The 26,977-nt window shown below is 56.1% G+C and carries 23 protein-coding genes and 4 tRNA genes; 11 read left to right on the forward strand and 16 right to left on the reverse strand.

The features are described 5' to 3' along the window. Positions 1 to 24 precede the first annotated feature (24 nt). A tRNA-Val gene (locus tag IMX17_RS00325) sits at positions 25 to 100 on the reverse strand. A gap of 28 nt (positions 101 to 128) precedes the next feature. Further along, positions 129 to 204, reverse strand: a tRNA-Val gene (locus tag IMX17_RS00330). A gap of 294 nt (positions 205 to 498) precedes the next feature. On the opposite strand from IMX17_RS00330, the gene gltX reads away from it, so the two are divergent. After that, entirely contained in the window at positions 499 to 1,914 is a 1,416-nt protein-coding gene (gltX, locus tag IMX17_RS00335) for a glutamate--tRNA ligase (protein ID WP_193549216.1), read from the forward strand. A 70-nt stretch (positions 1,915 to 1,984) separates the two neighbouring features. On the opposite strand, the gene IMX17_RS00340 is transcribed toward gltX, so the two are convergent. Beyond that, positions 1,985 to 2,770, reverse strand: coding sequence for a formate/nitrite transporter family protein (locus IMX17_RS00340; RefSeq protein ID WP_044030747.1), 786 nt, complete (start codon positions 2,768 to 2,770; stop codon positions 1,985 to 1,987). 308 nt (positions 2,771 to 3,078) lie between these two features. On the opposite strand from IMX17_RS00340, the gene IMX17_RS00345 reads away from it, so the two are divergent. Together IMX17_RS00345 and IMX17_RS00350 are read left to right on the forward strand one after the other, a co-directional pair. Further along, positions 3,079 to 3,154, forward strand: a tRNA-Ala gene (locus IMX17_RS00345). 60 nt (positions 3,155 to 3,214) lie between these two features. Continuing rightward, positions 3,215 to 3,290 (forward strand) — tRNA-Ala (locus IMX17_RS00350). 157 nt (positions 3,291 to 3,447) lie between these two features. On the opposite strand, the gene IMX17_RS00355 is transcribed toward IMX17_RS00350, so the two are convergent. The 4 genes from IMX17_RS00355 to IMX17_RS00370 form a co-directional block, all read right to left on the reverse strand. Continuing rightward, on the reverse strand, positions 3,448 to 4,428 hold the full coding sequence (locus tag IMX17_RS00355; RefSeq protein WP_052759889.1) for a fimbrial protein: 981 nt from the start codon (positions 4,426 to 4,428) through the stop codon (positions 3,448 to 3,450). Positions 4,429 to 4,540: 112 nt separating this feature from the next. Then, a complete protein-coding gene (locus IMX17_RS00360; protein WP_193549217.1) occupies positions 4,541 to 7,000 on the reverse strand; it encodes a fimbria/pilus outer membrane usher protein in 2,460 nt (819 codons plus the stop codon). 23 nt (positions 7,001 to 7,023) lie between these two features. Beyond that, positions 7,024 to 7,704, reverse strand: a complete 681-nt coding sequence (locus IMX17_RS00365; protein WP_046896263.1) for a molecular chaperone — start codon at positions 7,702 to 7,704, stop codon at positions 7,024 to 7,026. Between the two features lie 69 nt (positions 7,705 to 7,773). Then, positions 7,774 to 8,310, reverse strand: coding sequence for a fimbrial protein (locus tag IMX17_RS00370; RefSeq protein ID WP_049866699.1), 537 nt, complete (start codon positions 8,308 to 8,310; stop codon positions 7,774 to 7,776). A 472-nt stretch (positions 8,311 to 8,782) separates the two neighbouring features. Here IMX17_RS00370 and IMX17_RS00375 point away from each other — a divergent pair, with 472 nt between their 5' ends. Further along, complete coding sequence (locus IMX17_RS00375; RefSeq protein WP_046896264.1) at positions 8,783 to 9,847, forward strand: hypothetical protein; 1,065 nt, start codon at positions 8,783 to 8,785, stop codon at positions 9,845 to 9,847. Between the two features lie 311 nt (positions 9,848 to 10,158). On the opposite strand, the gene IMX17_RS00380 is transcribed toward IMX17_RS00375, so the two are convergent. Then, entirely contained in the window at positions 10,159 to 11,346 is a 1,188-nt protein-coding gene (locus IMX17_RS00380; RefSeq protein WP_004936373.1) for a NupC/NupG family nucleoside CNT transporter, read from the reverse strand. Between the two features lie 377 nt (positions 11,347 to 11,723). On the opposite strand from IMX17_RS00380, the gene IMX17_RS00385 reads away from it, so the two are divergent. After that, on the forward strand, positions 11,724 to 12,959 hold the full coding sequence (locus IMX17_RS00385; RefSeq protein ID WP_046896265.1) for an Nramp family divalent metal transporter: 1,236 nt from the start codon (positions 11,724 to 11,726) through the stop codon (positions 12,957 to 12,959). 41 nt (positions 12,960 to 13,000) lie between these two features. Here the strand turns inward: IMX17_RS00385 and IMX17_RS00390 are convergent, their stop codons facing one another. Then, complete coding sequence (locus IMX17_RS00390) at positions 13,001 to 13,411, reverse strand: DUF2502 domain-containing protein (protein WP_046896266.1); 411 nt, start codon at positions 13,409 to 13,411, stop codon at positions 13,001 to 13,003. Between IMX17_RS00390 and IMX17_RS00395 the strand changes: the two genes are divergently transcribed. After that, positions 13,410 to 13,643: a hypothetical protein gene (locus IMX17_RS00395; protein ID WP_127897177.1), complete on the forward strand. Its 234-nt coding sequence runs from the start codon at positions 13,410 to 13,412 to the stop codon at positions 13,641 to 13,643. The two genes, IMX17_RS00390 and IMX17_RS00395, sit on opposite strands and share 2 nt — an antisense overlap. On the opposite strand, the gene mgrA is transcribed toward IMX17_RS00395, so the two are convergent. Further along, positions 13,635 to 14,624: an L-glyceraldehyde 3-phosphate reductase gene (gene mgrA / locus IMX17_RS00400; RefSeq protein WP_046896267.1), complete on the reverse strand. Its 990-nt coding sequence runs from the start codon at positions 14,622 to 14,624 to the stop codon at positions 13,635 to 13,637. The genes IMX17_RS00395 and mgrA overlap by 9 nt on opposite strands. A gap of 191 nt (positions 14,625 to 14,815) precedes the next feature. Here mgrA and IMX17_RS00405 point away from each other — a divergent pair, with 191 nt between their 5' ends. Continuing rightward, positions 14,816 to 16,477 (forward strand): alpha-keto acid decarboxylase family protein, encoded by a 1,662-nt coding sequence (locus tag IMX17_RS00405; protein ID WP_193549218.1) that lies wholly within the window; start codon positions 14,816 to 14,818, stop codon positions 16,475 to 16,477. On the opposite strand, the gene IMX17_RS00410 is transcribed toward IMX17_RS00405, so the two are convergent. Continuing rightward, positions 16,453 to 17,343, reverse strand: a complete 891-nt coding sequence (locus IMX17_RS00410) for a LysR family transcriptional regulator (protein ID WP_033632445.1) — start codon at positions 17,341 to 17,343, stop codon at positions 16,453 to 16,455. The genes IMX17_RS00405 and IMX17_RS00410 overlap by 25 nt on opposite strands. 96 nt (positions 17,344 to 17,439) lie before the next feature. Between IMX17_RS00410 and IMX17_RS00415 the strand changes: the two genes are divergently transcribed. Next, positions 17,440 to 17,892: a multidrug/biocide efflux PACE transporter gene (locus IMX17_RS00415; RefSeq protein WP_033632446.1), complete on the forward strand. Its 453-nt coding sequence runs from the start codon at positions 17,440 to 17,442 to the stop codon at positions 17,890 to 17,892. Between the two features lie 67 nt (positions 17,893 to 17,959). Continuing rightward, positions 17,960 to 18,652, forward strand: coding sequence for an aspartate/glutamate racemase family protein (locus IMX17_RS00420; protein ID WP_019453821.1), 693 nt, complete (start codon positions 17,960 to 17,962; stop codon positions 18,650 to 18,652). Here the strand turns inward: IMX17_RS00420 and IMX17_RS00425 are convergent. Then, on the reverse strand, positions 18,649 to 19,896 hold the full coding sequence (locus IMX17_RS00425) for an ion channel protein (RefSeq protein WP_046896268.1): 1,248 nt from the start codon (positions 19,894 to 19,896) through the stop codon (positions 18,649 to 18,651). The genes IMX17_RS00420 and IMX17_RS00425 overlap by 4 nt on opposite strands. Positions 19,897 to 20,206: 310 nt before the next feature. On the opposite strand from IMX17_RS00425, the gene glk reads away from it, so the two are divergent. Continuing rightward, a complete protein-coding gene (glk, locus tag IMX17_RS00430) occupies positions 20,207 to 21,169 on the forward strand; it encodes a glucokinase (RefSeq protein ID WP_193549219.1) in 963 nt (320 codons plus the stop codon). A gap of 70 nt (positions 21,170 to 21,239) precedes the next feature. Here glk and IMX17_RS00435 read toward each other — a convergent pair whose 3' ends face one another. Beyond that, positions 21,240 to 22,469 (reverse strand): OFA family MFS transporter, encoded by a 1,230-nt coding sequence (locus IMX17_RS00435; protein ID WP_033643939.1) that lies wholly within the window; start codon positions 22,467 to 22,469, stop codon positions 21,240 to 21,242. Between the two features lie 396 nt (positions 22,470 to 22,865). On the opposite strand from IMX17_RS00435, the gene IMX17_RS00440 reads away from it, so the two are divergent. After that, complete coding sequence (locus tag IMX17_RS00440; RefSeq protein WP_046896269.1) at positions 22,866 to 23,198, forward strand: DUF2502 domain-containing protein; 333 nt, start codon at positions 22,866 to 22,868, stop codon at positions 23,196 to 23,198. 4 nt (positions 23,199 to 23,202) lie between these two features. On the opposite strand, the gene IMX17_RS00445 is transcribed toward IMX17_RS00440, so the two are convergent. The 3 genes from IMX17_RS00445 to IMX17_RS00455 form a co-directional block, all read right to left on the reverse strand. Then, complete coding sequence (locus IMX17_RS00445; RefSeq protein ID WP_025303751.1) at positions 23,203 to 23,937, reverse strand: LytTR family DNA-binding domain-containing protein; 735 nt, start codon at positions 23,935 to 23,937, stop codon at positions 23,203 to 23,205. Next, positions 23,934 to 25,625, reverse strand: coding sequence for a sensor histidine kinase (locus IMX17_RS00450; RefSeq protein ID WP_025303750.1), 1,692 nt, complete (start codon positions 25,623 to 25,625; stop codon positions 23,934 to 23,936). Before IMX17_RS00450 ends, IMX17_RS00445 begins: the two co-directional genes overlap by 4 nt. A gap of 92 nt (positions 25,626 to 25,717) precedes the next feature. Further along, the gene (locus tag IMX17_RS00455; protein WP_046896270.1) at positions 25,718 to 26,962 is read right to left on the reverse strand and encodes a DUF1479 domain-containing protein; all 1,245 of its coding nucleotides are present in this window, start codon (positions 26,960 to 26,962) and stop codon (positions 25,718 to 25,720) included. Between the last annotated feature and the right edge of the window lie 15 nt (positions 26,963 to 26,977).

The following is a 26,977-nucleotide window of genomic DNA, read 5'->3' on the forward strand; positions in this document are numbered from 1 at the left end:
AGGCACTGCTAAACGAGAGAATGATGGTGGGTGATGACGGGCTCGAACCGCCGACCCCCTCCGTGTAAAGGAGATGCTCTACCAACTGAGCTAATCACCCTCATTCGTTCTCATTTTTCTCAACAAGATGGTGGGCGATGACGGGCTCGAACCGCCGACCCCCTCCGTGTAAAGGAGATGCTCTACCAACTGAGCTAATCGCCCCGTCTTGTTGGAGTCGCATTATAGGGATAGTTCAAAGTGAGTCAACGGTTTTTAAAATGATTTCAATCGTTCGCCGCAAATTTAGGCAGGGCGCGATAATTATCGCCAACGGCGTCGATTCTTTGCGCAACGCTATGCGAAACTCGCCGCAAAACGCGCGAAATCGACCGGCGCAATATCGTGTCGGCGTTGAGGAATTAGCACGTGGTGATACAATGTCGTCCACTCTTTTTTCAATTCCGAGCAATCGTCGGCCATCGCCGACACGCGTTGCGTAATAAGGCAGTGAACCCAATGAAAATCAAAACCCGTTTTGCACCGAGCCCGACCGGCTATCTTCACGTCGGCGGCGCGCGTACCGCACTTTATTCCTGGTTGTTCAGCCGCCATGCGGGCGGTGAGTTCGTTCTGCGTATCGAAGATACCGATCTGGAACGCTCTACCCAGGACGCGATCGACGCAATTATGGATGGCATGAACTGGTTGAACCTGGATTGGGATGAAGGCCCGTACTTCCAGACCAAGCGTTTCGATCGCTACAATGCGGTCATCGACGAAATGCTGGAGCAGGGCACCGCCTATAAATGCTATTGCTCCAAGGAACGTCTGGAAGCGCTGCGCGAGAAGCAGATGGAAAACGGCGAGAAGCCGCGTTACGACGGCCACTGCCGCGACAGCCAGTGCAGCCACACCGACGACGAGCCGCATGTGGTGCGCTTCCGCAACCCGCAGGAAGGGTCGGTGATCTTTGACGACAAAATTCGTGGCCCGATCGAATTCAGCAACCAGGAGCTGGACGATCTGATCATCCGCCGCACCGACGGTTCGCCAACTTATAACTTCTGCGTCGTTGTCGATGACTGGGACATGGAAATCACCCACGTGATCCGTGGCGAAGACCACATCAACAACACCCCGCGCCAGATCAACATTCTGAAAGCGCTGGGCGCGCCGGTGCCGGAATACGCGCACGTGTCGATGATCCTCGGCGACGACGGTAAAAAGCTGTCCAAACGTCACGGCGCCGTGGGCGTGATGCAGTACCGCGACGACGGCTATCTGCCGCAGGCGCTGCTGAACTACCTGGTGCGTCTGGGCTGGTCCCACGGCGATCAGGAGATCTTCTCCATCTACGAGATGAAAGAGTTCTTCACGCTGGAAGCGATCAACAAATCCGCCAGCGCGTTCAACACCGAGAAGCTGCAGTGGCTGAACCACCACTACATTAACCATATGCCGGCGGAAGAAGTGGCGGTGCATCTGGCATGGCACGTTGAGCAACTGGGCATTGAAACCCGCAACGGGCCGGAACTGAAGGATATCGTCAAGCTGCTGGGCGAGCGCTGCAAGACGCTGAAAGAGATGGCGGAGTCTTGCCGTTACTTCTACGAAGACTTCAGCGAGTTCGACGCCGACGCCGCCAAGAAGCACCTGCGTCCGGTCGCGCGTCAGCCGCTGGAAGCGGTGCGCGCCAAGCTGGCCGCCATCACCGTCTGGACGCCGGAAAACGTGCACGATGCCATTCAGGGCACGGCGGATGAGCTGGGCGTCGGCATGGGCAAAGTCGGCATGCCGCTGCGCGTGGCGGTGACCGGCGCCGGCCAGTCGCCGGGCATGGACGTGACCGTGCATGCGATCGGCCAGAAGCGTTCGCTGCAGCGCATCGATATGGCGCTGGCTTACATCGCCGAGCGTGAAGCGCAGGCCTGATTAGCCTGATACGCCATCCATAAAGAAAAAGCCCCGAAGAGCGATCCCGGGGCTTTTTTATTGTCGTTTATCAGGCTTGTTCGCCGGCCGGCAATCCCGGGCGATAGGCGAGGAAATACATCAACCCGACAAAGCCGGCGCCGCCCAGCGCATTGCCGAGAAATACCGCGACGAAATTAGGCAGATACTGCTCCCAGCCCATGCCGCCGGCAAAGATGGCCGCCGGGATGATGAACATATTCGCCACCACGTGCTGGAAGCCGATGGCGACAAAAGCCATGACCGGGAACCACATGCCGATCACTTTGCCCGGCACATCTTTGCTGGCGAAGGCTAACCACACCGCCAGGCATACCAGCCAGTTGCAGCCGACGCCAGAAATGAAGGCGTGCAGGAAGTCCGCATCCACTTTGGCCTGCGCGATCGCCAGCGTCTTATGTAAAAACGCGCCTTCGGTCAGGCCCAGCAGGTGGCCGAAGAAGTAGGCGACGGCCACGCTGCCGGCGAAGTTGGCCAGGGTGACCCAAAACCAGTTGCGCAGCACGGCGATGGCGGGAATTTCACGGGCGAACCAGGCCATTGGCAAGGTCATCATGTTGCCGGTCAGCAGTTCGCCGCCGGCCAGAATGGTCAGGATCAAACCGATAGGGAACACCGCGGCGCCCAACAGCGCGCCGAAAGAGCCCCATTCGGCCGGCAGGGTGCCGATGACGTGAATATCCAACAGGAAGCCGGTAGCGATAAAGGCGCCGGCGAGAAAGCCCAGAATCAGCAGATTAGCAAGAGGGGCGCGGCTTTTGTTTACCCCGGCCTGAACGGCGAGGGCGGCGATTTCTTTTGGTGAATGCAAAGACATGACGGACTCGGTTTATCGTAATAAAGTTTATGGCGCGGGCAGTCTATGCCGCTCGGGAGCCCGACTCAAGCGCATTTCGCTAACATTCCGTTAATTAAAAATCAACGTGATATGCAGGGTCTTTTGCCATTTTGAGAAGTAGCGCGCAAAATGGATGAACTCTGCGCAAAGTGATGATTTTTTGGCGCCAAAGATGCTGATTTGGCGGCTTTTTCAACGCTTGATTCAGTAATTCAATTTAGCCGTTGACAGCTTTGAGCGGGTTTCATATTATGCGCCCCGTTCACAGCACAAAGTGATTGTGGAACGGGGCTATAGCTCAGCTGGGAGAGCGCTTGCATGGCATGCAAGAGGTCGACGGTTCGATCCCGTCTAGCTCCACCAACCTTCTTCTCAGAGAGGTTGGGGAATACCGTAACGCCGGTCAACGCGTACCAATTTTGTGGGGCTATAGCTCAGCTGGGAGAGCGCTTGCATGGCATGCAAGAGGTCGACGGTTCGATCCCGTCTAGCTCCACCACCATTTGAAAAGCCGACCTTAGGGTCGGCTTTTTGCTTTATATCCTTTTAGCTGCCTTTGTCCGCTGCTTTTACGCAAAATTTTTCCTTGATAGCCTTACTAGACGTTGCCGCTATTGCGTCCGATTTTGTCTTGGCACGTCATAACAATACTAAAATCAGCGATATGAGACGGTGAAATGAGCGACGGCATTGACTTCTCCCGGCGTGATTTTCTCTTCAGTTTGGTAATATTGCGCACTGAGTGGGATTTCATTTATCCCTATTAATGTTTCGTTTAATACGTTGGTTGCGGAACCCAACTCAAAGGGAGCGCCGTTGTGCAGAATCTGTAGGCCGATGCCGGTGGCAGCCTCTGTGGAAGGCGTAATCGCCAAAACTTGATGATGACCATTAACCGTTTCCCCGCGTATTTCCAAGTCAACTTTTGTGTTGGCATTGCACTCTAGAGCGATGTTGAAGGGAGTATTCCCGGCCACGCTGCCAGGACCGGAAAATACCCGCCGATTAACCTTGTCTAAAATAACCTGTTTCGACGGCGTGTTCAGGCGACAGCCCTCGACGGCAATATTGACGGCAGGATAATAAACGTGACCCAATCTCCTGGCATTTGAGGCTCTTAAGCAGGCATAGTTGAAAAAGAAAGGCGCGAACAAGGGCATGGTACCAGGCTGTATATCGCCTGTCTTGATAAGATAATGTTTAAAGTTAGCGCCCAGGATATAGCCGACAGGCGTCTCGCGGGGGCCATAGAACTCGATGAGGCCCGGTTTGTCATTAAGCGACATGGCAATGCCGACGCCCTTCCAACTCGTTTCATAGACAGTGATGCCATTGTACTTTAAGTCTGTCGCAGTCAGATCGGAGAAGGGCTGCATAACCAAGTCGCCTCGCTCACCCAAGGAGAAGCCCGTGTTATTTTCCAGTAATTTTACTGAAAAGTTAGATTCTCCCTGGCCGATAAGATCGCCTATTTTGGCGCCAGCCGGGACGGTAATGCTGGATTGCTCGATGCGTAGTGGATTGTGCCATATTGCACGGCAATCACCGTCTCCCTTGGCTGAAAAAGAAAATAACAAGACCAGAATGCTTACTGTTTTGGCGATCTGGGCGGCTGTGATTAGCCTTGATGTCGTCATGCTGATGTCCTTTGGCGATGTTCTCTCGCAGGTGATTTATCAGTTTGCTTGTTACTGGCTACCATGTTCTAAAATTTAATATGGCAAGCGATAGGGGTTTATTGTGTTTGTCTTATTCACACTGCAAGTTAATACGCTTAATTCTTGATACAGGGTTGTTAGAGGCAATATTGTAATTACCCTGGCAACCTCTTTCTGCTCCCCAGCTCAACGCTATTGTTCCTGAGTCGGGCATGCCGCTCATATAAACCGTGTTGTTATTGCCGACGATGCCCGTCTTGCCTCGGTCGGTAAGCAATGTCGCAACGGCACCGAAAGGAATCGCTGTACCCTGGTGGGCAACGTTAAAAATAATGCGATTGCCGATTTGAGAGGCAAAGTTGGCAACAACAATCGCACCTTTCGTCGGGATGACCGTTTGGCTATTTTTTTCTATTTCAACAGAGTCATCAAAGGATTGCGGATTTAAATTAATTCGATTCTTATGATAGCTGCTGATATAGGGCACCACGGCGTAACCTCGCCAATCGGTCGTTACGCCGGTACTGTTGATGACTTCAACATCGCGTGCATTTGGCACCTCAACTAAAGCAATAGTGTCACCCAGCGATTGGGACAATGTAATGCCGTTTCGATGAGCCACGGCGCCGCCTCGCAGACTGTAGTTTATTCGCTGCATATCTTTATCAAAGCTGTATCCGGCGCCTATTTCGCCATATCTGCTGCGATAATAAACAGAACTGTTGCCAGCATTGCCGGGGCGATTGCTGCTTTGGGATGCAGAAACGTTATAACTGAGCTGATTATTTTCCAGCGCGGTTCCGCTTAACCCCAGTTGTTGATTGAGTTTTCCTTTGCTGCTCTTGCTTGAGGTATAATTTACCCAGCTGTTTGATTGCCATTTGTTCAGCGGGATCTGAACATTGAGCGTGGCGATCTTGTCGGGTCTGTCCGTATAGCGGCTGCTATTGTAGCCGAACCCAATATTGCAGCTAACCCCAAATTGGTTCGTGGAGAATCCCATTAGAACATTTCGTTCAACGGCGTCGCTGTGCCAATAGTTCTGTTGATAACCATTGATATATAAACTGCCAAAGTCTCGTATAGGCTGATTAATATTGATAACCAACTTGTTTCTTTTTACGCCGCGTGTCAGCCACTTTCTTTTAAGATTGGCATTCATATCATTTAGTTGCGAAAAGCTTAAGTAGCCTGACGTTGAGTATTGATAGCCGGCCAGCGTAAAGTTGGTACCCGTTGTTTCAATATTTTTTGCATACTGGATACGATATTGTTGCCCATTACGATCCTGCCCGGTGACCAACCGGCTTTTGCTATGCGTGACATCTGCAGAGAGGGAGCCCAGCAACCCCAGACTGCTGCCAATGCCGAAAGAGATTCCCTGGTGTTTTTCTGAAATAATGGCACCGCCATAGAGTGTTTTATCATCTTTAAGACCATAAATTACGGATGACTGCAGGAACTTAGCATTTTGGCTATCGTCCCGCGCAGAGCGATATTCTCCGATTGTGAGTTCATTTTTTTTCATGTCCTCCCTGAGCATAATGGGAACGGAGGAAAAAGGCTGAAAGAAACTCCTTTCTGAACCATCCGCTTCTTTGATGATCACCTGTAACCCACCGCTGGAAGTGGTAGGGTAAATATCAGTTATCTCAAAACTCCCCGCAGGCACATATGTTTGATAAATCATATAGCCATTTTGTTTTATAGTGATCTCTGCATTGCTTTGCGCTATGCCTCTCACCGTCGGGGCAAACCCTCTCTGGCTATCGGGCAACATGCTCGGATCGCTTGCCAGTTTCACTCCGCGAAATTGGAAACTGTCAAAAACGTCGCCGGATGTTGAACTATCGCCAATGGTCAGCGTGTTTTTACTGTCCCTAAAGCTGCGTTCGGCATAGGTGTTAATGCTTTTCCACTTGGCGCTGTTTTGGCTTGAGTAGGTGGCATAGTTTCTAAAGCGCCAGGCATCATAGTTGAAACCGCTGCGCAAATTTAAGTATTGATTATCTTTATTTTTCGCTTTCCGCGTCTCGGTACCGCTAAAACTGTAATCTAACAAAAAGGCGCGGATGCCATCATCCCAAAGTGCAGGGTTAACCCAGTCCCTGGGATGATTTTCAATGTATGCCTGTGGGATATTTAAATCCAATCTTTGTTTGTTAAAATCAAAAACAGCCTGGCTGCCAGGAATAATTTTACTGATGGGGGATGCCGCCAGTTCACTGTCATTGACTGTTTTTATTTTATCCATGCGAACCCCCCAAGAATCGAGATCGCTGCGATGGATGCGGGGCTGCAAAATGCCTTCTGCATGATAGAAAGACACTTTTTGATTGGCAAAAAACACGTTGTTCACATAGATATCTACCCAGTAATCGCCCGGCAGTTGATGACTCGCGTTATTAAATTTGGATAAGTCAACAATAGTCTGATGATTCCTGTTTAATGCCGAGGGGTCAAAATAATCTTCAGCGAGAGCCGCAGGTGAAGAAAGAACACAAAAGAACAACACCGATGTTTTATGAGTGGTATTATTTCTTATCATCATTTTTGCATCCCCTTGCAAATTTACTATAGTGGTGCGCTTATCGCCTGAGTTATTCCCCCATAATCATTGATCGCTTGCCATCTTATTTCTTTACCATGAATTTCTTTTGGCAATAACCACTTCTTAGTGCTCTGCGGCGCAATCATGTCGGCCTCTTTCACTTCTTTACCATCGATGCTTACAGAGTAAAAAGAGACGTGGAATGGCGTTGGGTTTTTTGCCTCTAAGGTTTTTCCTTTCAGTGAGAAACGAATTTTTTTGTAGGCGTCAATGGCTTCATCTTTTGATAGATGTTTAGGCCTGTAAAATATTTTTATTCTGTTTTGAACGGTAATGAGTAACTTGTTCTCTTTTGATTTTTGGGTTGATGGTATCGATCTTACGCTTAACCAATATATTGATTCTTTATGCTGCGGCAGGTTATCTCCAGAATAAATAATTCTAAGGATGTTCTCTTGCTCTGCCTCCAACCTGAATAAGGGGGGCGTAACAATAAATGGAACCTCTTTTTTATCGTCAGATGAGAAACTTTCTACCCATGTTTGAATAAGTACGGGACTATTTTTATCTTGATTACTGACTGAAATGTTCGCTTCTTTTTTACTTTCTTCGTATACGATACGAGTACCGCCTAGCGTTACGCTTGCCGAGGCGCCGTATGAAAAAAATAATATTGCCAGCAAATAATATTTACTCTGTTTCATAAGCAAGCCGTCCTTGATGGCGCGTGCTATCAGGCCGGCAATATTTGCTGACCTGATAGACTAAGATGATCAGTTATAAGAGATGCTGAATTGTGTCGTGGCATTCGCCGGTCCGACGGTGACGGTGTCTGATGTCGCCATGTATTTCGCGACATAGGTAAAGACATTGCTGATATCTTTTTGCACACTCTGCGCTGTAGAAAATGAAGCCATTGGAATTTGCGTGGTGCCATCGGCCTCATAGATGGCTACGCCAAGACCCGTGGCCACGCCTTTCTCCGCATTGAGTGACAACAATGTCGAATTGCCTTGTGCGTATGCGCCGTCGAATTTTACCGACGCTTTTGTTACCGATTCAGGGCAGCCGGCTAAGGCAATGCTGAATTTTGTCGGCAGAGCGGTATCGCCAGCGGTCTTGAATGCCTTAGCGCTGATGTTGCCCATTGGAATGGTTTGGTTGGCACTGCCTGCTTCAACTGTGCAGGTTTGGTCGGTGACATTACCGGTAAAGTTTATGGTGCCGTCTGCTGCGGTAGCTGTGGCAATGACGGACATTGCCAAAGGAATGCCGGCAAGCAGTAGGGATCTCTGCATATGCTTATTCATATAAATATCCTTGTATAGTAACTGCGCGTAAATTATAAATTTTCAACCATCACGCTATCATATGTAAATGGGTGATAAACCCCCTCTTTTCAGGTGATTGATGCCATCATTAACATGTTAAGTTCTTATAACATTCTTGTTTTTGTTTTTTTATTGGATTTTTATTCTGTCACTAGACCTCCTTGCGGGTGTGATTTGTTAATGAAATTCAGTCTACATGAAAAAAAAATCAGCAGTCTTAATGTGCGCCAATATCGATATTTTTAGAGTATAATTCTACACATATGGTTTTTTATGCTAAGTGATTGCGAATTCATCTCAAATTTCAGCAACGTGAATAGTTTTATATTCTGATTAACTGCGTGATAGTTAATATGCTAATTAATGTTGACTGTTTGTATCTATTGACATTGATGTTGTTTTCTTGAAGAAACTATTGTTAGTGTTTCGTTACTATTGGATGAGGTTATCCATGAAAAAAAATAAAAATATCGCAATTGTGGGTGGCGGCGGGGTAACTGCGGTAATGACGGCCCTGGCTTGCGCCAGAAAAGGAATTTCCGTCGATTTCTTCCTTGATGACAGTGATTATGATGACTTTAAAACCTCCTTTGGAAATCATTGTCTGTGGCGACGCATTCACGAGAATAATCAACGCCTCAGCCGTTTTTCCACGCAGTCACAATGGATGTGGGAAAAGTTTATTCTGTCCTCCAGCGGAGAGTTTGGCAGAAAAGAGAAAATGATTCGTATTATCGAAAGATCAGAAGTCGCTCATCTTGCCCGCCTTTACGAACAGCATGACTTGCCCTATGAGGTGCAGAATTGCGGTGATGATGGGGCCATCAATTTTCCCTCTTTCATTAACTGCAAAAACAAGTCTGTTTTTGTGAGTTATGACTCCATTCTGCTAAACACGGCAGAGATTTTTTCCTACTTTCAGGATGAGCTGGCGTTCTTTACCAGTGTCAATGTTTTTAGAAACAAAAACATTGGAGACTTAAACAGCATTGAAAGTGGTGTGATTTTTTTTGATGAAAACAAGCGTATATATGACACTATTATAAAATTCACAAATGGCTATAAGATCAATGAGATAAGTTCAATTTATCAAGTTTGCCCTGCCGTGAATCGGGTATTTAGAGATTATTATCTTTCCCACTCGGTGGGAAATCTTCTCTCGCCGATACTGATAACGGAAAAAGAGTACAATCTATGGGTTGTCCCTTCTGTTGATGGGACTGTCATTAGAGTGGGGGCTGATGTGCATGTCCCGCAATCCGCTGACTTGCTGATGCGAAGTTTAGATATTGATGCTTATTGTGATCGCAGGAAGTTGGACATTATATCCGAATCATTGTTTACCATTATCTCTTCCTTTTCCTATGCGGAAGGAACCTTGGCGGTCGTACCCTGTTGGACGGCGAGTGAGGATAATAAAAAAATCGTGGTTGTTGAAAGTGTAGATTCTTATTACAACGCGTCGCCAATTATTTCTGAGGAAATTACAACGCTGTTAGCGAATTCCTTCAACTAACGTTATTTCATAAAATCAACTCAGAATAAAGACACGCCTTGTCCATAGCCGAAAGGATGTGCTCATCGCCATTGCAATGATATTGCGTTTATCTCATTGCGATATGGGAACGCGCAGGCTCTAAATTAACGGGAGAAGCGATTCTTTCAACGCGTTGCCTTTGTATATAAACCGGCATAAGCGGCGTTATGGCTTGACGCTAACCGATTTTGAGATTGACTTCCGCTTTGCGGATAGGACGAGTTACTAAGGGCTGAAGAATAATAAAAAAGGCGCCCGCAGGCGCCTTATCACTGCTGTAAATTTCAGGCTTAGCCCAGCACCAGACCCGCGATGGAAGCGGACAGGATGCTGACCAGCGTAGAGCCGTAGACCAGCTTCAGACCGAAGCGGGACACTACGTTGCCCTGGTGTTCGTTCAGGCCCTTGATCGCGCCGGCCACGATGCCGATGGAAGAGAAGTTGGCGAAGGACACCAGGAACACCGACAGGATCCCCAGACTGCGCGGCGACAGCTCGGCAGAGACTTTCTGCAGTTCCATCATGGCCACGAATTCGTTGGAAACCAGCTTGGTGGCCATGATGCTGCCGACCTGCAGGGCTTCGTGCTTAGGAATACCCATGATCCAGGCAAACGGATAGAAGAAGTAGCCGAGGATTTCCTGGAAGCTCAGGCCGAAGATGGCGCTGAACACGCCGTTAAGCGCGGCGATCAGGGCGATGAAACCAATCAGCATCGCGGCGACGATAATCGCTACTTTGAAGCCGGCCAGGATGTATTCGCCCAGCATTTCAAAGAAGCTCTGGCCTTCGTGCAGGTTGCCGAGGTGCAGCTCTTCTTCTTTATTGGTGTCATACGGGTTGACCAACGACAGCACGATAAAGGTGCTGAACATGTTCAGTACCAGCGCCGCCACCACGAACTTGGCGTCCAGCATGGTCATGTAGGCGCCGACGATGGACATGGACACCGTAGACATCGCGGTCGCTGCCATGGTGTACATGCGCTTTTCCGACATCTTGCCCAGGATATCCTTGTAGGCGATGAAGTTTTCGGATTGGCCCAGGATCAGCGAGCTGACGGCGTTGAACGACTCCAGCTTGCCCATGCCGTTCACTTTCGACAGCACGGTACCGATAATGCGGATGATGAAAGGCAGCACTTTGATGTACTGCAGAATACCGATCAGCGCCGAAATGAAGACGATCGGGCACAGCACCTTCAGGAAGAAGAACGCCAGGCCTTTGTCGCCCATGCCGCCGAACACGAAATCAGTCCCTTGTCCCGCAAACCCGAGCAGTTTGTCAAACAGCGCGGCGAATCCTTTTACGAAGCCCAAACCCGCTTCCGAATGCAGGAAAAAGTAGGCCAGCAGTACTTCGATAACCAATAATTGAATAACATAGCGAATGCGGATGCTTTTGCGATCGCGGCACACCAACAGGGCCAGGATCGCCACCACCACTATCGCCAACGCAAAGTGCGCAATATGGGACATGTTTGCTCCAAATTTGAGGCAGGCTGAATTTCGGCTGTCATTTTATGTAACGCTACGTTTAAAAACGAGACTTCTATTGCAAATATGGAAAATCATAGTGGGAGTTCTCCTAAAGTGTTGCGCAAAAGCATAAAAAATCAAGATGTTAACTCAGACATAGGAAATTCGTATTCTTGTGCTAACCTGTCTTTCAGGGGTATTGCAGCCAAAATCCCACCCCAAAAGCACGGAAATCGGCAAGTACGGTGTCGAACCCTTCGATAAAACCGTTAATGTTGGCTATTGCAGAGATAAGTTTTACCGCTCTAAATGCGCTTGATAATTATTATCATTTATATAGAGTGGAGATAAACGTAATTTCAGTAAGGGTTCAACATATGCTGAACAGTCGCGTGGTTGAAACCACCTCCGGTCGCTCCGCCAGAAAAATCAAACTCTCGCTGATGGGGCCCGCCTTCATCGCCGCTATCGGCTACATCGACCCCGGCAACTTCGCCACCAATATCCAGGCCGGCGCCTCGTTCGGCTATAGCCTGCTGTGGGTCGTGGTCTGGGCCAACGTGATGGCGATGCTGATTCAGCTGTTGTCCGCCAAGCTGGGGATCGCCACCGGGAAAAATCTGGCCGAGCATATTCGCGATCGCTTTCCGCGGCCGGCGGTGTGGGCCTATTGGGTGCAGGCGGAGATTATCGCCATGGCGACCGATCTGGCTGAGTTTATCGGCGCGGCGATCGGCTTCAAGCTGCTGCTCGGCGTCTCCTTGTTGCAGGGCGCGGTGCTGACCGGCATCGCCACCTTTTTAATTCTGATGCTGCAAAAGCGCGGGCAAAAGCCGCTGGAGTGGGTGATCGGCGGCCTGCTGCTGTTCGTCGCCGCCGCTTACATCGTCGAGCTGGCGTTCTCCCAGCCGCAGCTTGCGCCGCTGCTGAAAGGCATGGCGTTGCCCGATTTGCCCAACGGCGATGCGGTATTCCTGGCCGCCGGGGTATTGGGCGCCACCATCATGCCGCACGTGATCTATCTGCATTCGTCGCTCACCCAAGTCGGCGGTGAGCACGACAAGGCGGAGCGCTATGCCGCCACCAAAGTCGACGTCGCCGTCGCCATGACCATCGCCGGATTCGTCAACCTGGCGATGATGGCCACTGCCGCCGCCGCGTTTCATTTCAGCGGCCACAGCGGCATCGCCGATCTCGACGTGGCTTATCTGACGCTGCAACCGCTGCTCGGGCAAGCCGCCGCCACCGTGTTTGGCCTGAGCCTGGTGGCCGCCGGTCTTTCTTCCACCGTGGTGGGCACGCTGGCGGGGCAGGTGGTGATGCAAGGGTTCGTGCATTTCCATATCCCGCTGTGGCTGCGCCGCGCGGTGACCATGCTGCCGTCGTTTATCGTTATCATGCTGGGGATGGACGCCACGCGCATTCTGGTGCTGAGCCAGGTGCTGCTCAGCTTCGGCATTGCGCTGGCGCTGGTGCCGCTGCTGGCTTTCACCGGCAATCGGGCGCTGATGGGGGAGATGGTTAATGGCCCCGTGGTGCAAAACCTGGGCAAGCTGATCGTGTTGGTGGTGGTGGGGTTGAATGGCTACTTGCTGATCGGCAGCGTGCTGTAGGCGAAAACAGTGCGGGCCGGCGTTGCGCCGGCCCGTTGTCGTTAATCGCGGTCGTCATCGCCGTGGCGGCGCCAGCGATCGCGGTCATGATCGTGGTGATGTTTTTTCTCTTTCTTCCAGTAATGCTTGTCGCAATGATGGTCGCATTTGTAATAGCGCCCGTCGCGAGAGTAGTAATATTTGCGCCAGTAGTCGCGGTCGCGCCAGCGATAGCCATCCCAGTAATAGCCGCGCGGGCTGCGATCGCCGAGATAGCGTCCCTGATGGCCTTGCCACCAGTCGCGATCGCGCCAGTCGTAACCGTCCCAGTAACGGCCGCGATTGTCCTGATCGCCGATGCGTAATGAAACGCCCGGCATCAGATCGATGCTGATCCCTTCGGCGTGCGCCTGCTGTGCGGCGGGCAGTACCGTCGCCGCCAAGATGGCGGCCAAGAGCAGAGGTTTAAACATGACTTCTCCTTTCCGCTTGCGCGGCCTGGCCGTTGATCACTTTATGAAGCGCGTTCATCAGTTTAAAAAACGGCCTTATCGTTATTTTTACTGCAATATCGGCATCATAGCGCCGGCGCATGGGGTTGAATCTGAGAGCCACTCTGAAAAGGGTGCCGGAGGCCGAGATTTGAGATTTTTCTGGGGCATCGCCGCTCAATTGAGCGGCGGAATTTGTAAGCGATTACAATAAAATGTTCTCAATCTGCGCAAGCTCTTCTTCAGTGAAGTGACGATTGGCCAGCATGCCCACCGCGTCTTCTATCTGCGCAGTCTTGCTGGCGCCGATCAGCACCGAGGTGACGCGATCGCCGCGCAGCACCCAGGCCAGCGCCATCTGCGACAGCTTCTGCCCGCGTTGCCGCGCCAGCGCATCGAGGCGGCGCACCTTGTCCAGTCGGTCGGCGGTCAGCTGCTCCGGCTGCAGGAAACGGCTGCCGCTGGCGGCGCGGGAATCTTGCGGGACGCCGTGCAGATAACGATCGGTCAGCAGGCCGCCCGCCAGCGGGGAGAAGGCGATCGCGCCGACGCCATGATCCGCCAGCGTATCCAGCAATTCCGCCTCCGGCCCGCGTTCAAACATCGAATACTTGGGCTGGTGGATCACGCACGGCGTGCCGAGCCGCTGCAGGATGTCGAACGCCTGGCGCGCGCGCTCGGCCGGGTAGTTGGACAAACCGACATACAGCGCTTTGCCCTGACGCACCAACAGATCCAGCGCGGCCATGGTTTCTTCCAGCGGCGTTTCCGGGTCCGGCCGGTGGTGATAAAAGATATCCACATACTCCAACCCCATGCGCCTGAGGCTCTGATCGAGGCTGGCGACCAGATACTTTTTCGAGCCCCAATCGCCGTAGGGGCCGGGCCACATGGTGTAACCGGCTTTGGATGAGACGATCAGCTCGTCGCGCCAGGCCCGCAGATCGGCGTTGAGAATGCGGCCAAAGTTTTCCTCGGCGGCGCCGGGCGGCGGGCCGTAGTTGTTGGCCAGATCGAAGTGGGTTATGCCGCGATCGAAGGCGCAGCGGATCAGGGTGCGGGCGTTGTCGTACAGCGTGGCGTCGCCAAAGTTGTGCCATAGCCCGAGCGAGACGGCGGGCAGCTTCAATCCGCTGCGGCCGCAGCGCCGGTACTCCATATCTTGATAACGCGAGGGGGAGGCTGGGTAGGACATCGTGATCCTTTGTCGGCGAAGAAGTGGCGTGTTTTGAGTGTATGCGTTTTCACAGCGTGCCGCCGAGGGGGCGATCACAAGGCCGGCATGTAACGCCAGGTTGCCGCTCGACACGGAAAGCGCTGTTCGAAAATTAACCAGCATCTTCGATACTTAAAGATAATCGCTTCAGCTGCAGACAGGTGATGATCATGACTCAGATCTATACGGTGGCCGATTATCTGCTCGATCGTCTGGCCCAGATTGGCATCCGCCACGTCTTCGGCGTGCCGGGGGATTACAACCTGCAATTCCTCGATCACGTCATCGCGCATCCGCAAATCACCTGGGTAGGCTGCGCCAACGAACTGAACGCCGCCTACGCCGCCGACGGCTATGCGCGTTGCAAACCGGCCGCGGCGCTGCTCACCACCTTCGGCGTCGGGGAGCTGAGCGCGCTGAACGGCGTGGCCGGCAGTTATGCCGAATACCTGCCGGTGATCCACGTGGTGGGCACACCGGCGCTGCGCGCCCAGCGCGCCGGCGATTTGCTGCACCATTCGCTGGGCGATGGCGACTTCACTCACTTTGCGCGGATAGCCAAAGAAGTCAGCGTCGCACAGGCCAACCTGACCGCCGACAACGCCGCCAGGGAGATCGACCGCCTGATCGACGCCGCCTTGCTGGAACATCGCCCGGTTTACCTGATGTTGCCCAGCGACGTCGCACAAGCGCCGCTGCCGGCCAAACCGGCGCCGCTGATGCTGCGTCAGGCCAGGCTGTCGCGGAGCGCATTGCAGGCGTTTATCGCCGCAGCGCGTGAAAAGCTGCAATCGGCGCGGCAAGTGTCATTGCTGGCGGACTTTCTGGCGGACCGCTTTGGTGTTGAAACGGCGCTGGATAGCTGGATGCAGGAAGTGGCGATCCCACATGCCAGCCTGTTGCTCGGCAAGGGCGTGCTGGATGAGAACCGCGCAGGTTTTGTCGGCACCTACTGCGGCGGCGCTTGCGATCCGTCGGTGCAACAGTCGATCGAAAACGCCGACGTGGTGATCAACGTCGGCGTGCGCTTCACCGACACCATCACCGGGGGATTCACGCATCATCTGCCGGCGGAAAAATGCATCGATATCCAACCGTTCGAAGCCTGGGTCGGTCGTCAACGGTTCAGCCGTATCCCGATGTGCGCCGCCGTGCAGGCGCTGCACCGCCTGACTCTGTCGCTGGCGGCGCGCTGGCCGTTACCGACGATCGCCCGTCCGATGCTGCCGGAAGCCGATGGGGAAGGGTTGGATCAGCACGCCTTCTGGCGGCAGATACAGGATTTCCTGCGGCCGGGGGATATCGTGCTGGCCGAGCAGGGCACGGCTTGTTTTGGTGCGGCCACGTTAACGCTGCCGCGCGGCAGCCGGATGATCGTGCAGGCGCTCTGGGGATCGATCGGCTATACCTTACCGGCGGCGTTCGGCGTGCAGACCGCCGAACCGCAGCGCCGGGTGGTGCTGTTGATCGGCGACGGCGCCGCGCAATTGACCGTGCAGGAGCTGGGATCGATGCTGCGAGATGGGCTTAAACCGGTGATCTTCGTGCTGAATAATCAGGGCTACACGATTGAGCGCGCTATCCACGGGCCGGAGCAGAGTTACAACGACATCGCGCGGTGGAACTGGACGCAGCTGCCAACGGCATTGGCCGGTGGGCGGCCGGTGACGGCGTTGCGGGTCAGTCAGCCGGAGGCGCTGCGCCAGGCGCTGAGTGAGGCGGCGCAGGGCGACCGGCTGGCTTTCATCGAAGTGATGCTGCCGAAGATGGATATTCCCGAACTGCTTGAGACGATCTCGCGCGTCATTCAGTCGCGCAACGCTGCCGCCTGAGCCGCGTCGTCTTCCAGCAATCGCTCCAGCATCCAGTACCCCGCCGGGCCCGGCGGGGTCAGTTTGGACCATACCGCATCCACCGAAATCAGTTTGGGCCAGCCGCGCGGGCGCAGCTGGGTGAGCCTGCCGTGGCCGTATTGTTGCACCAGCCAGTGCGGCAGCACCGCCCAACCGAATCCCTGTTCCGCCATCTCCAGCAACAGCAGATAGCTGGGCGCCGACCAGACCAGCCCGCCTTGTCTGGCCGCTTCGGCGCCGGTGTAAGTATTCAGGATCAGCTGACGGGTGCTGGATAACTGCTCCGGAGTCGGCGCGGCGACCTGCGCCAGCGGATGCCCATGCGCGACGAACAGCCCCATTTCGGTCTGTTCAGGCAGCCGGGAGAAGGCGATATCCGGCGGATAGGTTTTTTGCACTTCCACCATGCCCAAATGCGCGCGGCCGCTTTGCAGCAGATCGATAACGTCGCCTTCCTCGGCGATCATCCATTCCAGTTCAATCTCTGGGTAACGTTGTTCAAACCGTTGCATCAGGCTGTCGTGATGCTTCGGCTGGTAGGTATCGGAAAACACCATGCTCAGGCGCGGTTCGACATTGCCCGCCAGCTGAATGCTCAGCGCGTCGAGCCGCTCGCTGGCGGCGAGGATCTCCTGCACGTGCCCCAGCACCTTGCGGCCGGCGGCGGTGAGCACCGGTTGGCGCGCGCTGCGATCGAACAGCGTCAAGGCCAGGTCTGCTTCCAGATTGGCGATGGCGGTGCTGACGGTGGATTGGCTTTTGCGCAGCTTGCGCGCGGCGGCGGAAAATGAGCCGAGTGCGGCGGCTTCCACGAATGCCTGTAACGCTTCCGGTGAATAGTGCATATATCTACTTTATCGATGGAATCTATTTTTAATCTACCCAAAAAAGCGATGATAATCACCTGGCTTTCGCAACAACTGTTGAATAAAAGGTGATGTATGCAACTGCAAAACAAGTCTCTCATTGAACGTATCGTCCACGCCGTCGGTTTCGAGGCCATCGCCGTGATGGTTTGCGCCCCGCTGGGCGCGTGGCTGCTCAACCGCTCAATGGTGCAGGTCGGTGCGTTGGCGGTGATGCTGTCCACCGTCGCGATGCTGTGGAACATGGTTTACAACACGGTGTTCGACCGCCTGTGGCCGGTCAGCCGGGTGGTGCGTAACCTGAAGGTGCGCGCGCTGCACGCCGTCGGCTTTGAGGCCGGTTTTATCCTGATCGGCGTGCCGATCGCCGCCTGGATGCTGAGCATTTCCTGGGCGCAGGCGTTTATGCTGGAAATCGGTTTCTTCCTGTTCTTCCTGCCGTACACCATGGCCTACAACTGGCTGTACGACATGCTGCGTCAGCGCTGGTTCGAAGCGCGCCAGCCGATCAATTCCGGCGCCAAATAAGGCGTCGTCAGCCCGGCGATTCTCAGGTAAGGTCAGAGGATCGTCGGAAAATGCTGAGGAACGAAGGATGAAAGTGTTGGGCTTGCTGGGCGGCATGAGCTGGGAATCCACCATTCCGTATTACCGCACCATCAACGAGCAGGTAAAGGCGCGCCTCGGCGGGCTGCATTCGGCCAAAATCGTACTCTACAGCGTCGATTTTCAGGAGGTTGAACGCTTGCAGCACCAGGGGGATTGGGATGGCGCCGGCCGGCTGCTGGCCGCCGCCGCCGTGGCTTTGCGCGCCGCCGGCGCCGAAGCGATCGTGATCTGCACCAACACCATGCACAAGGTGGCGGAGGCGGTCGAGCAGGCCAGCGGCCTGCCGCTGATTCACATCGCCGATGCCACGGCGCTGCAGGTGCGGGAGAAAAACATTCGCCGCGTCGGGCTGCTAGGCACGCGTTTTACCATGGAGCAGACCTTCTACCGCGGCCGCCTGCAGGAATTGCACGGCATCGACGTGGTGACGCCGGTCAGCGCCGATCGTGACATCGTGCACCGCATCATCTATGACGAACTCTGCCTCGGCAAAATTCGCGACGCCTCGCGCGACGAGTATCGCCGGATCATCAGCGATCTGGAACAACAGGGCGCGCAGGGGATTATTTTCGGCTGCACCGAGATAGGCTTGCTGGTGAGCGAGCGGGATGCCTCGGTGCCGGTGTTCGACACCACCGCGATCCACGCTCGCGCCGCCGCGGCGTTCGCGCTGGCCTAATCGTCGTGCGGCGGTTGCCGGCGGTTCACCAGCATCAAGGGTTTGCCCGCCAGCGCCAGCCAGGCGGGCAGCATCACGATGCACAAGATCGGCAACAGGTGCAGATCCGGCACCACCGCCACCGCCATAAACAGGCTGAGCCAGCCGTCGCGCGTCACCACCAGCACCAGCCCCATGATGGCGCAGGAGACGGTGATCGCCGCCGGCACCGCAGGCACATGCTGGTGCAGCATCAGCCCCAGCGCCACCCCGACGAACACCGCCGGGAAGATGCGCCCGCCGCGAAAGCCGCAGGCAGCGGCGATCACCAGCGCCGCCAGCTTGGTCAGGGTAATGGTCAACAGCGCCGGCACCGAATAGTTGCCGTCTGCCACGAGGCGTTTCATTTCATCCAGCCCTTTGAACAGGGTAATCTCTCCGCCGAACAGCGCCAGCAGGCCCAGGACAAAACCGCCCAGTCCTAACATCAACACCGGATTCTTCATCGAATGGAACAGACGGTGCGCGTGCGGGAAGCACCACAGCGCCACCATGCCGAGCGCGATGGCGATCAGCGCCACGATGGCGCCGCTGAAGATGTCCGGCAGCCGGGTTACGTCATAGGCGTCGAGTTGCAGGGCGAAATTGGGCACGAAGAACAGCTGGGTGGTGACCGCGCCGGCGGCGGCGGCCACCAGCGGGGCGAACAGCCGATCCCACAGCGGCGTTTCGTTATTGCCCGCCAGGGTTTGCGAGAAAATCAGCGCGGCGGCGACCGGCGTGCCGAACATCGCGCCGATGGTGCCCGCGGCCGCCAGGATGATCCAGTCCATGCGCGGCACCTTAGGCAACAGGCGCGCCCCCGCCGCCGCTACCAGCGCGATATTGATGGCGGTGATCGGGTTCTCCGGCCCGAGGCTGACGCCGCCGGCCAGGCCGACGATCAGCGCCAATCCCAGCCCCGGTAGGGCGGAGAGCGGCAGCGGCATGCCGATCAGCGATTCCGTCGCCGGATCCGGCCCGGCATGGCCCGGCATATAGCGCACGATCAGGCCGACCGCCACGCCGGTCAGCGTCAGCATGCCGAGCGGCCACCAGGGTGCCTGGGCGTCCAGGCTCAGCGCGTCGGGCAGCGTCACCCACAGCCATTGCTGCAGCGTAGCGGCGACTTTCATCATCAACAGCAGCACCAGACTGGAGGCGGAACCGATAATCAGCGCAGGCAAAGCAAAGGCCAACATGGCATTGGCGCGCGGATGCAGCATGGATAATCCCTTGTCGATGCCTCCATGCAGGGCAGGGAGAGCGGGTGATTGGGCAGTGACCACAGCTTGCCAGACTATCGGCGAGCAGGCACGCATTGATATTGCCCGGCGTCGATGCTGGTTAACAGTCGCCGGAGTGCGTTTTTTGCCGCAATTTGTTTCAAATCGCGGCTTGGCAGGCCAGCTGAAACGTTTTTTGTGATCCGGATCGCTATTGGGGCGCAGATCCGAGGCGGGTGATTGTTGTTTTCGCAGCAGGATTTTACAGTGTGGGCAGCTTTTTATTTTTCATTTTGCGGAGACGAAATCAATGACCTATGCCCTCGTAGGTGATGTTGGCGGCACCAATGCCCGCCTGGCGTTGTGCACTGTTGCGACGGGTGAGATTACCCAGGCGAAAACTTATTCCGGCCTGGAGTTCGACAGCCTGGAGGCGGTGATCCGCCACTACCTGAAAGAATGCGATATCGAGGTGCAGGACGCCTGTATTGCGATCGCCTGCCCGGTGACCGAAGACTGGGTGGCGATGACCAACCACAGCTGGGCGTTCTCGATCAAAGAAATGAAGGCCAGCCTGGGGTTGAGTCATCTGGAAGTGATCAACGATTTCACCGCCGTCTCGATGGCGATCCCGATGCTTTCGCCTGACGACGTGCTGCAGTTTGGCGGCGGCGAGGCTCAGCCGGGCAAACCGATCGCGGTGTACGGCGCCGGCACCGGGCTGGGTGTTGCCCACCTGGTGCAGGTCGATCGCCGCTGGGTCAGCCTGCCGGGCGAGGGCGGCCATGTCGATTTCGCACCGAACAGCGAAGAAGAAGACATTATTCTGGAGGTGCTGCGCGGTGAAGTGGGGCACGTTTCCGCCGAGCGCGTGCTGTCCGGGCCGGGCCTGGTCAACCTGTATCGCGCCATCGTCAAGGCGGACAACCGCCTGCCGGAGAAACTGGAGCCGAAGGACATTACCGAGCGGGCGCTGGCCGACAGCTGCATCGACAGCCGCCGCGCGCTGTCGCTGTTTTGCGTGATCATGGGGCGCTTTGGCGGCAACCTGGCGCTGAATCTGGGCACCTTTGGCGGCGTGTACATCGCCGGCGGCATCGTGCCGCGCTTTATGGAATTCTTCAAGGCCTCGGGCTTCCGCGCCGCCTTCGAAGACAAGGGGCGTTTCCGCGACTATGTGAGCGACATCCCGGTGTTCATGATAACCCATGGCCAACCGGGCCTGCTGGGAGCCGGCGCGCATCTGCGCCAGACGCTGGGCATGCAGCTGTAAGCAACGCGGCGGCACGATAAAAAAAGGGGCGCAACCCGCAGGTTGCGCCCCTTGTCGTTTTCGCGGGGTATCAGGCTTTGGCCAGCTCTGCCGCCTGTGCGGTTTCTTCGCTTTCCACTTCCACGGCTTTCGGCGCTTTGATGAACAGCGTAATCAGCAAGGAGGCGGCGGACAGGACGCCAATCACCATGAAGGTGGCGTGGAAGCCGCCGAAGTATTTGGCGACGAACGAACCGGCCAGCGCGCCCAGGCCGAAGCCCTGGTAGATGATGCCGTAGTTCTTGCTGTGATTTTTCAGGCCGAAGAAGTCGCCGACAATCGCCGGGAACACGGTGATGTTGCCGCCGAAGCAGAAGGCCACCGCGCCGACGCAGATGAAGAACAGCGTGTGGTTCAGGGTCATGAAGCTCAGGGCGACAATCGCCAGCACGGTAACCAGCATGGTGAAGCTGATGACGCGCATACGGCCCACTTTATCGGACAGCGTGCCCAGGATGATGCGGCCGGCGGTATTGAAGATGGCGACGGCGGATACGGTGTTGGCGGCGGTGGCCAAGTCCATCCCGGCCAGTTGAACGCCCATGTCTTTCACGATGCCAATCAGGTACAGACCGCTCATGCAGGCGGCAAAGAAGATGGTGAACAGCAGGTAGGCTTCTTTGGTGGCCAGCATCTGGCGCACGCTGAAGTCGTTGCCCAGACCGTTAGCGCCTGGCTGTGCGGCGTTGGTCGCCAGCACCGGCTCTTTCAGCAGCAGGGAGCCGACGACGATCAGGCCCATCACGATGGCACCCCAGTAGAAGAAGGCGCCGGAAACGCCGACGTCGGCGATCAGGGCGGCATTGACGTATTTGAACAGCAGGCTGCCGCTGCCGAAGGCGCCGACGGAGATGCCGGAAATCAGGCCTTTGTTGGCCGGGAACCATTTGATCAGGTTGGACAGGGTGGAGATGTAGGCGATACCGACTGCAAAGCCCACCACCACGCCGGCCAGCAGGTAGATCATGTCGAGCGAGCTGACGTGGGCGCTGGCGATAAGGCCCAGGCCGACCAGGATGCCGGAGCACAGCGTCAGGTTGCGGATGCCGAAGCGTTCTTGCAGCTTACCGGCGAACAGCGTGGCGAAGGCCAGGAAGAAGCTGGTGATGGAGAAGGTGGTGGCGACGTCCGCCAGCCCCCAGTGGAACTTGTCGACCAGCGGCTGGTTGAACAGGCTCCAGGTGTAGATGGTGCCCAGACCCATCTGACAGATGATGGTGCCGAGAACGATTAAGCTGCGATTTGCCGGTTTGGTGTTCATGGCCGGTCTCCTTCCTGTGTGTGCGTTGCCGGGCGTGAGCCGTTGGCTGAAATTTGCGGGGTGAATCAGCGTTCCCGCGGTATGGGCTTATTATATGGCCGGCCCCTGCGGCGGGCGGCGGATCGGGAATGAGTTGCACGACGGAAGGAATGAAATGCATTTTATGCGGCGTGAGTTGCCGTTTTTGCGCCTGAAAGCCCGTGAAATGCCGGGGGTGACACGTGATCTACATCAAAGATATCAACGATTTATTGTTAATCGCCGGTGAACGATTGTGGTGGAATTGTGAAGGATGCGTCTGAAAGGCGTAAATCGGCATTGCGCCTATAGAGCGGCGGTGAGCGCGGAGCTATGTTATCTGCGATCGGACAAGGTCCGCTCTGCAGGAGCCATGAAATGAAAAAAACGCTGTTGTTACTGGCTGCGCTGCTGGCGCTGCCGCTGGCGAGCCAGGCCGACGTCTCCATCGGCGTGAACGTGCCTGGCCTGTCGTTGCATATCGGCGATCGCGACAATCGCGGCCATTACTGGGACGGCTATCGCTGGCGCGATCCGCGCTGGTGGGCCGATCACCGCCGGTATGAACGCCCGCGCGGGTACTATTACGGCCCGCCGCCCCGGGTGATTTACTACGGGCCGCCGCCGCGCGACTGGCGCGACCGGCCGCATTACCGCATGCCGCCACCGCCGCCGCCGGGGTATTACTATCGTCCGGGCCCGCGCTGGTAAGCGCTTACAGGCGCATCAGCTTGCGGAACTCTTTCACCTTGCTGCGGCTGACCGGCACTTCAAACTCGAGATCGCTCAGCCGCAGAATGTAGGTATTGTTGAACCAGGGCACGATCTCGCGGATCTTCGCCAGGTTAACGCAGTAAGAGCGGTGGCAGCGGAAGAAATGCTCTTCCGGCAGCCGGCCGTAAAACTCGGTGATGTTCATCGGCATCACGAACTCTTCCCGGCGGGTATAGACCCGCGTCACCTTTTCATCGGCGGCGGCGTAATAGATATCGTTGATGTCGGTAACGATGATCCGCTCGTCTTTGATAAGGTTGATGCTGTGGCTGCCGCGGCTCGGCGCGCTGGCCGGCTCCGTCGCGCCGGCGGGGCGATGATGCAGCGCCTCCAGCTTTTGCAGCATGGTGACGATGCGCGCCTCGTGATAGGGCTTGAGGATATAGTCGAACGCTTCGATCTCGAACGCTTCCACCGCGTGCTCTTTATAGGCGGTGATGAACACGATCGACGGCCGATGGGCGAATTTGCTGATGTTTTGCGCCAGCAACACGCCGTCCAGCGACGGGATGTTGATGTCGAGGAAAATGGCGTCGACCTGGTGGGTCTGCAGGTATTTGAGGACGTCGAGGCCATCCTCGAAGGTGGCGACGATATCGATATTGCTGTGTTTCTTGATCAGGTAGCTGAGTTCTTCCTGCGCGAGGAATTCGTCTTCCACGATAATGGCTTTCATGAGGCCTCCCCGACCGGCGGCGCGCTCGGCTCCTGGTGCAGCTTGCCGCCGTTTTTGCTGATGTAGAACGCGATTTCGGTGCCCGGCTCCAGGCGGCGGATATGCAGCCCTTCACCGTACAGCAGCGACACGCGGTGGTGTACGTTGAGCAGGCCGATATTGTGGCCCGGCATCTCGTTGCGCGCCACCCGATCGATGGTTTCCTGATTGATGCCGTGGCCGGTATCCTTCACCGAAATCTTCACCCGGTCGCCCTGATCTTTCACCGCGATCACCACTACCCCTTTGCCCTTGCAGGGCTGGATGCCGTGCACGATGGCGTTCTCCACCAGCGGCTGGATCAGCAGGCTCGGAATGCGCACCGAGACGTCGTCGTCGATGTCGTAAATCACCGTCAGCTTGGCGCCGAAACGCGCCTGTTCGATGGCGATGTAATCCTGGATCTGATGCAGCTCCTTGCGGATATCGATCAGTTCGTCGTTCAGCTCCAGGTTGTAGCGCAGGTAGCGCGACAGGTTGATGATCAGCTGGCGCGCGGTGTCCGGATTCAGACGGATGGAGGAAGAGATGGCGTTCAGCGCGTTGAACAGGAAGTGTGGGTTAATCTTGCTCTGCAGCGCGCGCATTTCGGCTTTATCCGCCATCTGGCGCAGATGCTCGATGCGCGAAACCTCCATCTGGGTGGAGATGATCTGCGACAGCCCGACCGCCATCACCTTCAGCGTGTTGGTGATCTGGTGAGCGTGGCAGTAGTAAATTTTCAGCGCGCCGGTCACTTCGCCTTTTTCCCACAGCGGCACCACCAGCTGCGAATGGATCTGCGGCGCGGCCGGATTTTCCAGGTTGTTTTTGATGATGATTTTGCCGTGGCGAATGCTTTCGCGAGTGACGCGGCTCAGCCCTTCGCGGCCGATCGGGTAGGCTTCGCGCCCTACGCCGACGTAAGCCAGCACCTGATGGGTATCGGTGATCGCCACTGCGTCGGCGCGGATATCCTGGCGGATGATATCGCAGATGGTGGCCAGCGATTCGCTGTTGATGTTGCGGAAATAGGGCAGCGTCTTGTGGGCGATATCCAGCGCCAGCTTGGCCTGGCGCGCGGCGATCACTTCTTTTTCATCTTCGACGCTCTGCACCAGCAGCACGATCAGGCCGATGCATACCGTGCCGAGGATCATCGGCAGCGCGATCTGCGACACGATGTCGAGCCCGAGCTCGGTCGGCTTGGCCCACAGCACGATCAGTAGCATGGTGAGGGATTCGCACAGCATGCCGCCGACGATGCCGGCGCGCCAGCGCTGCTCTTTTTTGACCTTGAGGTTGATGTAACCGGCGCTGATGCCGGCGATGATGCTGGTGATAAGGCAGGGCACCGAGGTGATGCCGCCGATGTCGATCAGATAGCGGTGCACCCCGGCGATGATGCCGGTGACGATCCCCACCCAGGGGCCGAACAGGATGCCGCCGGCCATGATGGCGATGACGCGCACGTTGACCAGCGAGCCCTCAACGTTGATGCCGGAGTAGGTGCTGAACAGCGCGAACAGCGAGAAGATTGCCGTGACGATGCCGAGCTCGAGCGGCGTATGGTCTTCTTTTTGCAGCAGTTGGCGGAACAGCCGGGTGCGGGTCAGGAAAAACAGACAGATCAACATCAGCGCGGCGCGATCAAACACCGCCAACAGCATTTCAAAAAAAGGGTGCACGACGGGTTCTCGCTGCGGCCTACGGATGACGGCAGTATACCACAGCGAGAGAGGCCCGTGGCTGGGGGCGGCGGTCAGCGCATGCCGAGCTGCGCTTTGCCCAGCGGCGTCAGCAGCTCGACGGTGGCGCGGCCCTCGAAATCGACCTCGAAATCGTCGGGGGCGAAGTCCGGCGGCGTTCTGCCGTCGATAAAGCTCGGCAGCTGGCGCTGCAGATAGGCGTCGTTTTTCTCGCAGCCCGGTGCGGCGGCGATGTACATCACGTTGCTGTCGAACTCGCCGTTATGTTCGTTCTCCACCGCGTGGATCACATCGCAGTGCCAAAAGACCGTGTCGCCCGGCTCCAGATCGGGAATAGGGGAAATCCCGCTTAATAAAAGGGGATGCCATTTTTCCGAGATCGACAGCGCGCGACCCGGCGCCGCATCGCACAGATCGTCATCGGCGACGTCGTCCTGCAGCGCGCGCAGCAGCACATAGGCCATGGCGTTGGCGATCGGCACCAGGTTCAGCGTGCCGGCGTTGGTGCGCTGCGGCGTCAGCGCCGTCCAGCCCTGGAAGGTGCGGAACATCGAGCAGACTGCCGGGGAGGCTATTTCGCGCACTTCGGTGCGGCCGTCGGCGGCGAAGGGATCGTACTGCTGCCAGTTGCCGGAGAAGACGTGGCGATACACATAGCGGAAGTTCTCGTCCAGCCAGCGCTCGATGGTGCCGCTGTCGACGTGCGGCGACAGGCCCAGCGACGAGGAGTTCGGCGGGCGGCGGCGGGTGCGATCGGCGTAGGTGGCGACGCGAGTCGGATCGAAATGCTGCTTGCCGTTGCTTTCGGTGGCCCACAGGCTGTTGAGGAACACCTGCACCGCATGCATGCGCGCGTCCTGCCGCGCTTCAACCTGCGGTTTTGACCAATAGATGCCGTAAATCTGTGGCTTGCTGGCGGCCAGCTTGCCGAAATAGTTGTCTTCGGCGGCGTTTTTCAATCGCTCGACGAAGTTGTTGCGCTCGAGATAGTCGCCGATTTCCCGGTTCCAGCCTTCGGCCTTGGCGCGGGGAAACACGCCGCGAATGGCGCAGGCGCCGCGCTGTTTGATCAGCGCTATTTGTTGATCGCTGACGCGCTGCTGCAGGATATCTTCCGCGTCGATCTGCGGCACCGGATTATGGCCGGCGGCCAGTTCGCGGCGGATCTGGTCGACCTGGCCGCGGATGTTCTCCTCCAGCGCCTGAAAGACTTCGCGGTAGTTCGGCAAGGCCTGGCGCAGCTGGCGCTTGACGTTAACGATCGTCTGCGGAATATCATCGATGACTAAAGAGGCCATGGTGTTCTCCTGGTG

The sequence above is a fragment of the Serratia sp. X3 genome (assembly GCF_014982455.1).
Lineage (GTDB): Bacteria > Pseudomonadota > Gammaproteobacteria > Enterobacterales > Enterobacteriaceae > Serratia > Serratia ureilytica.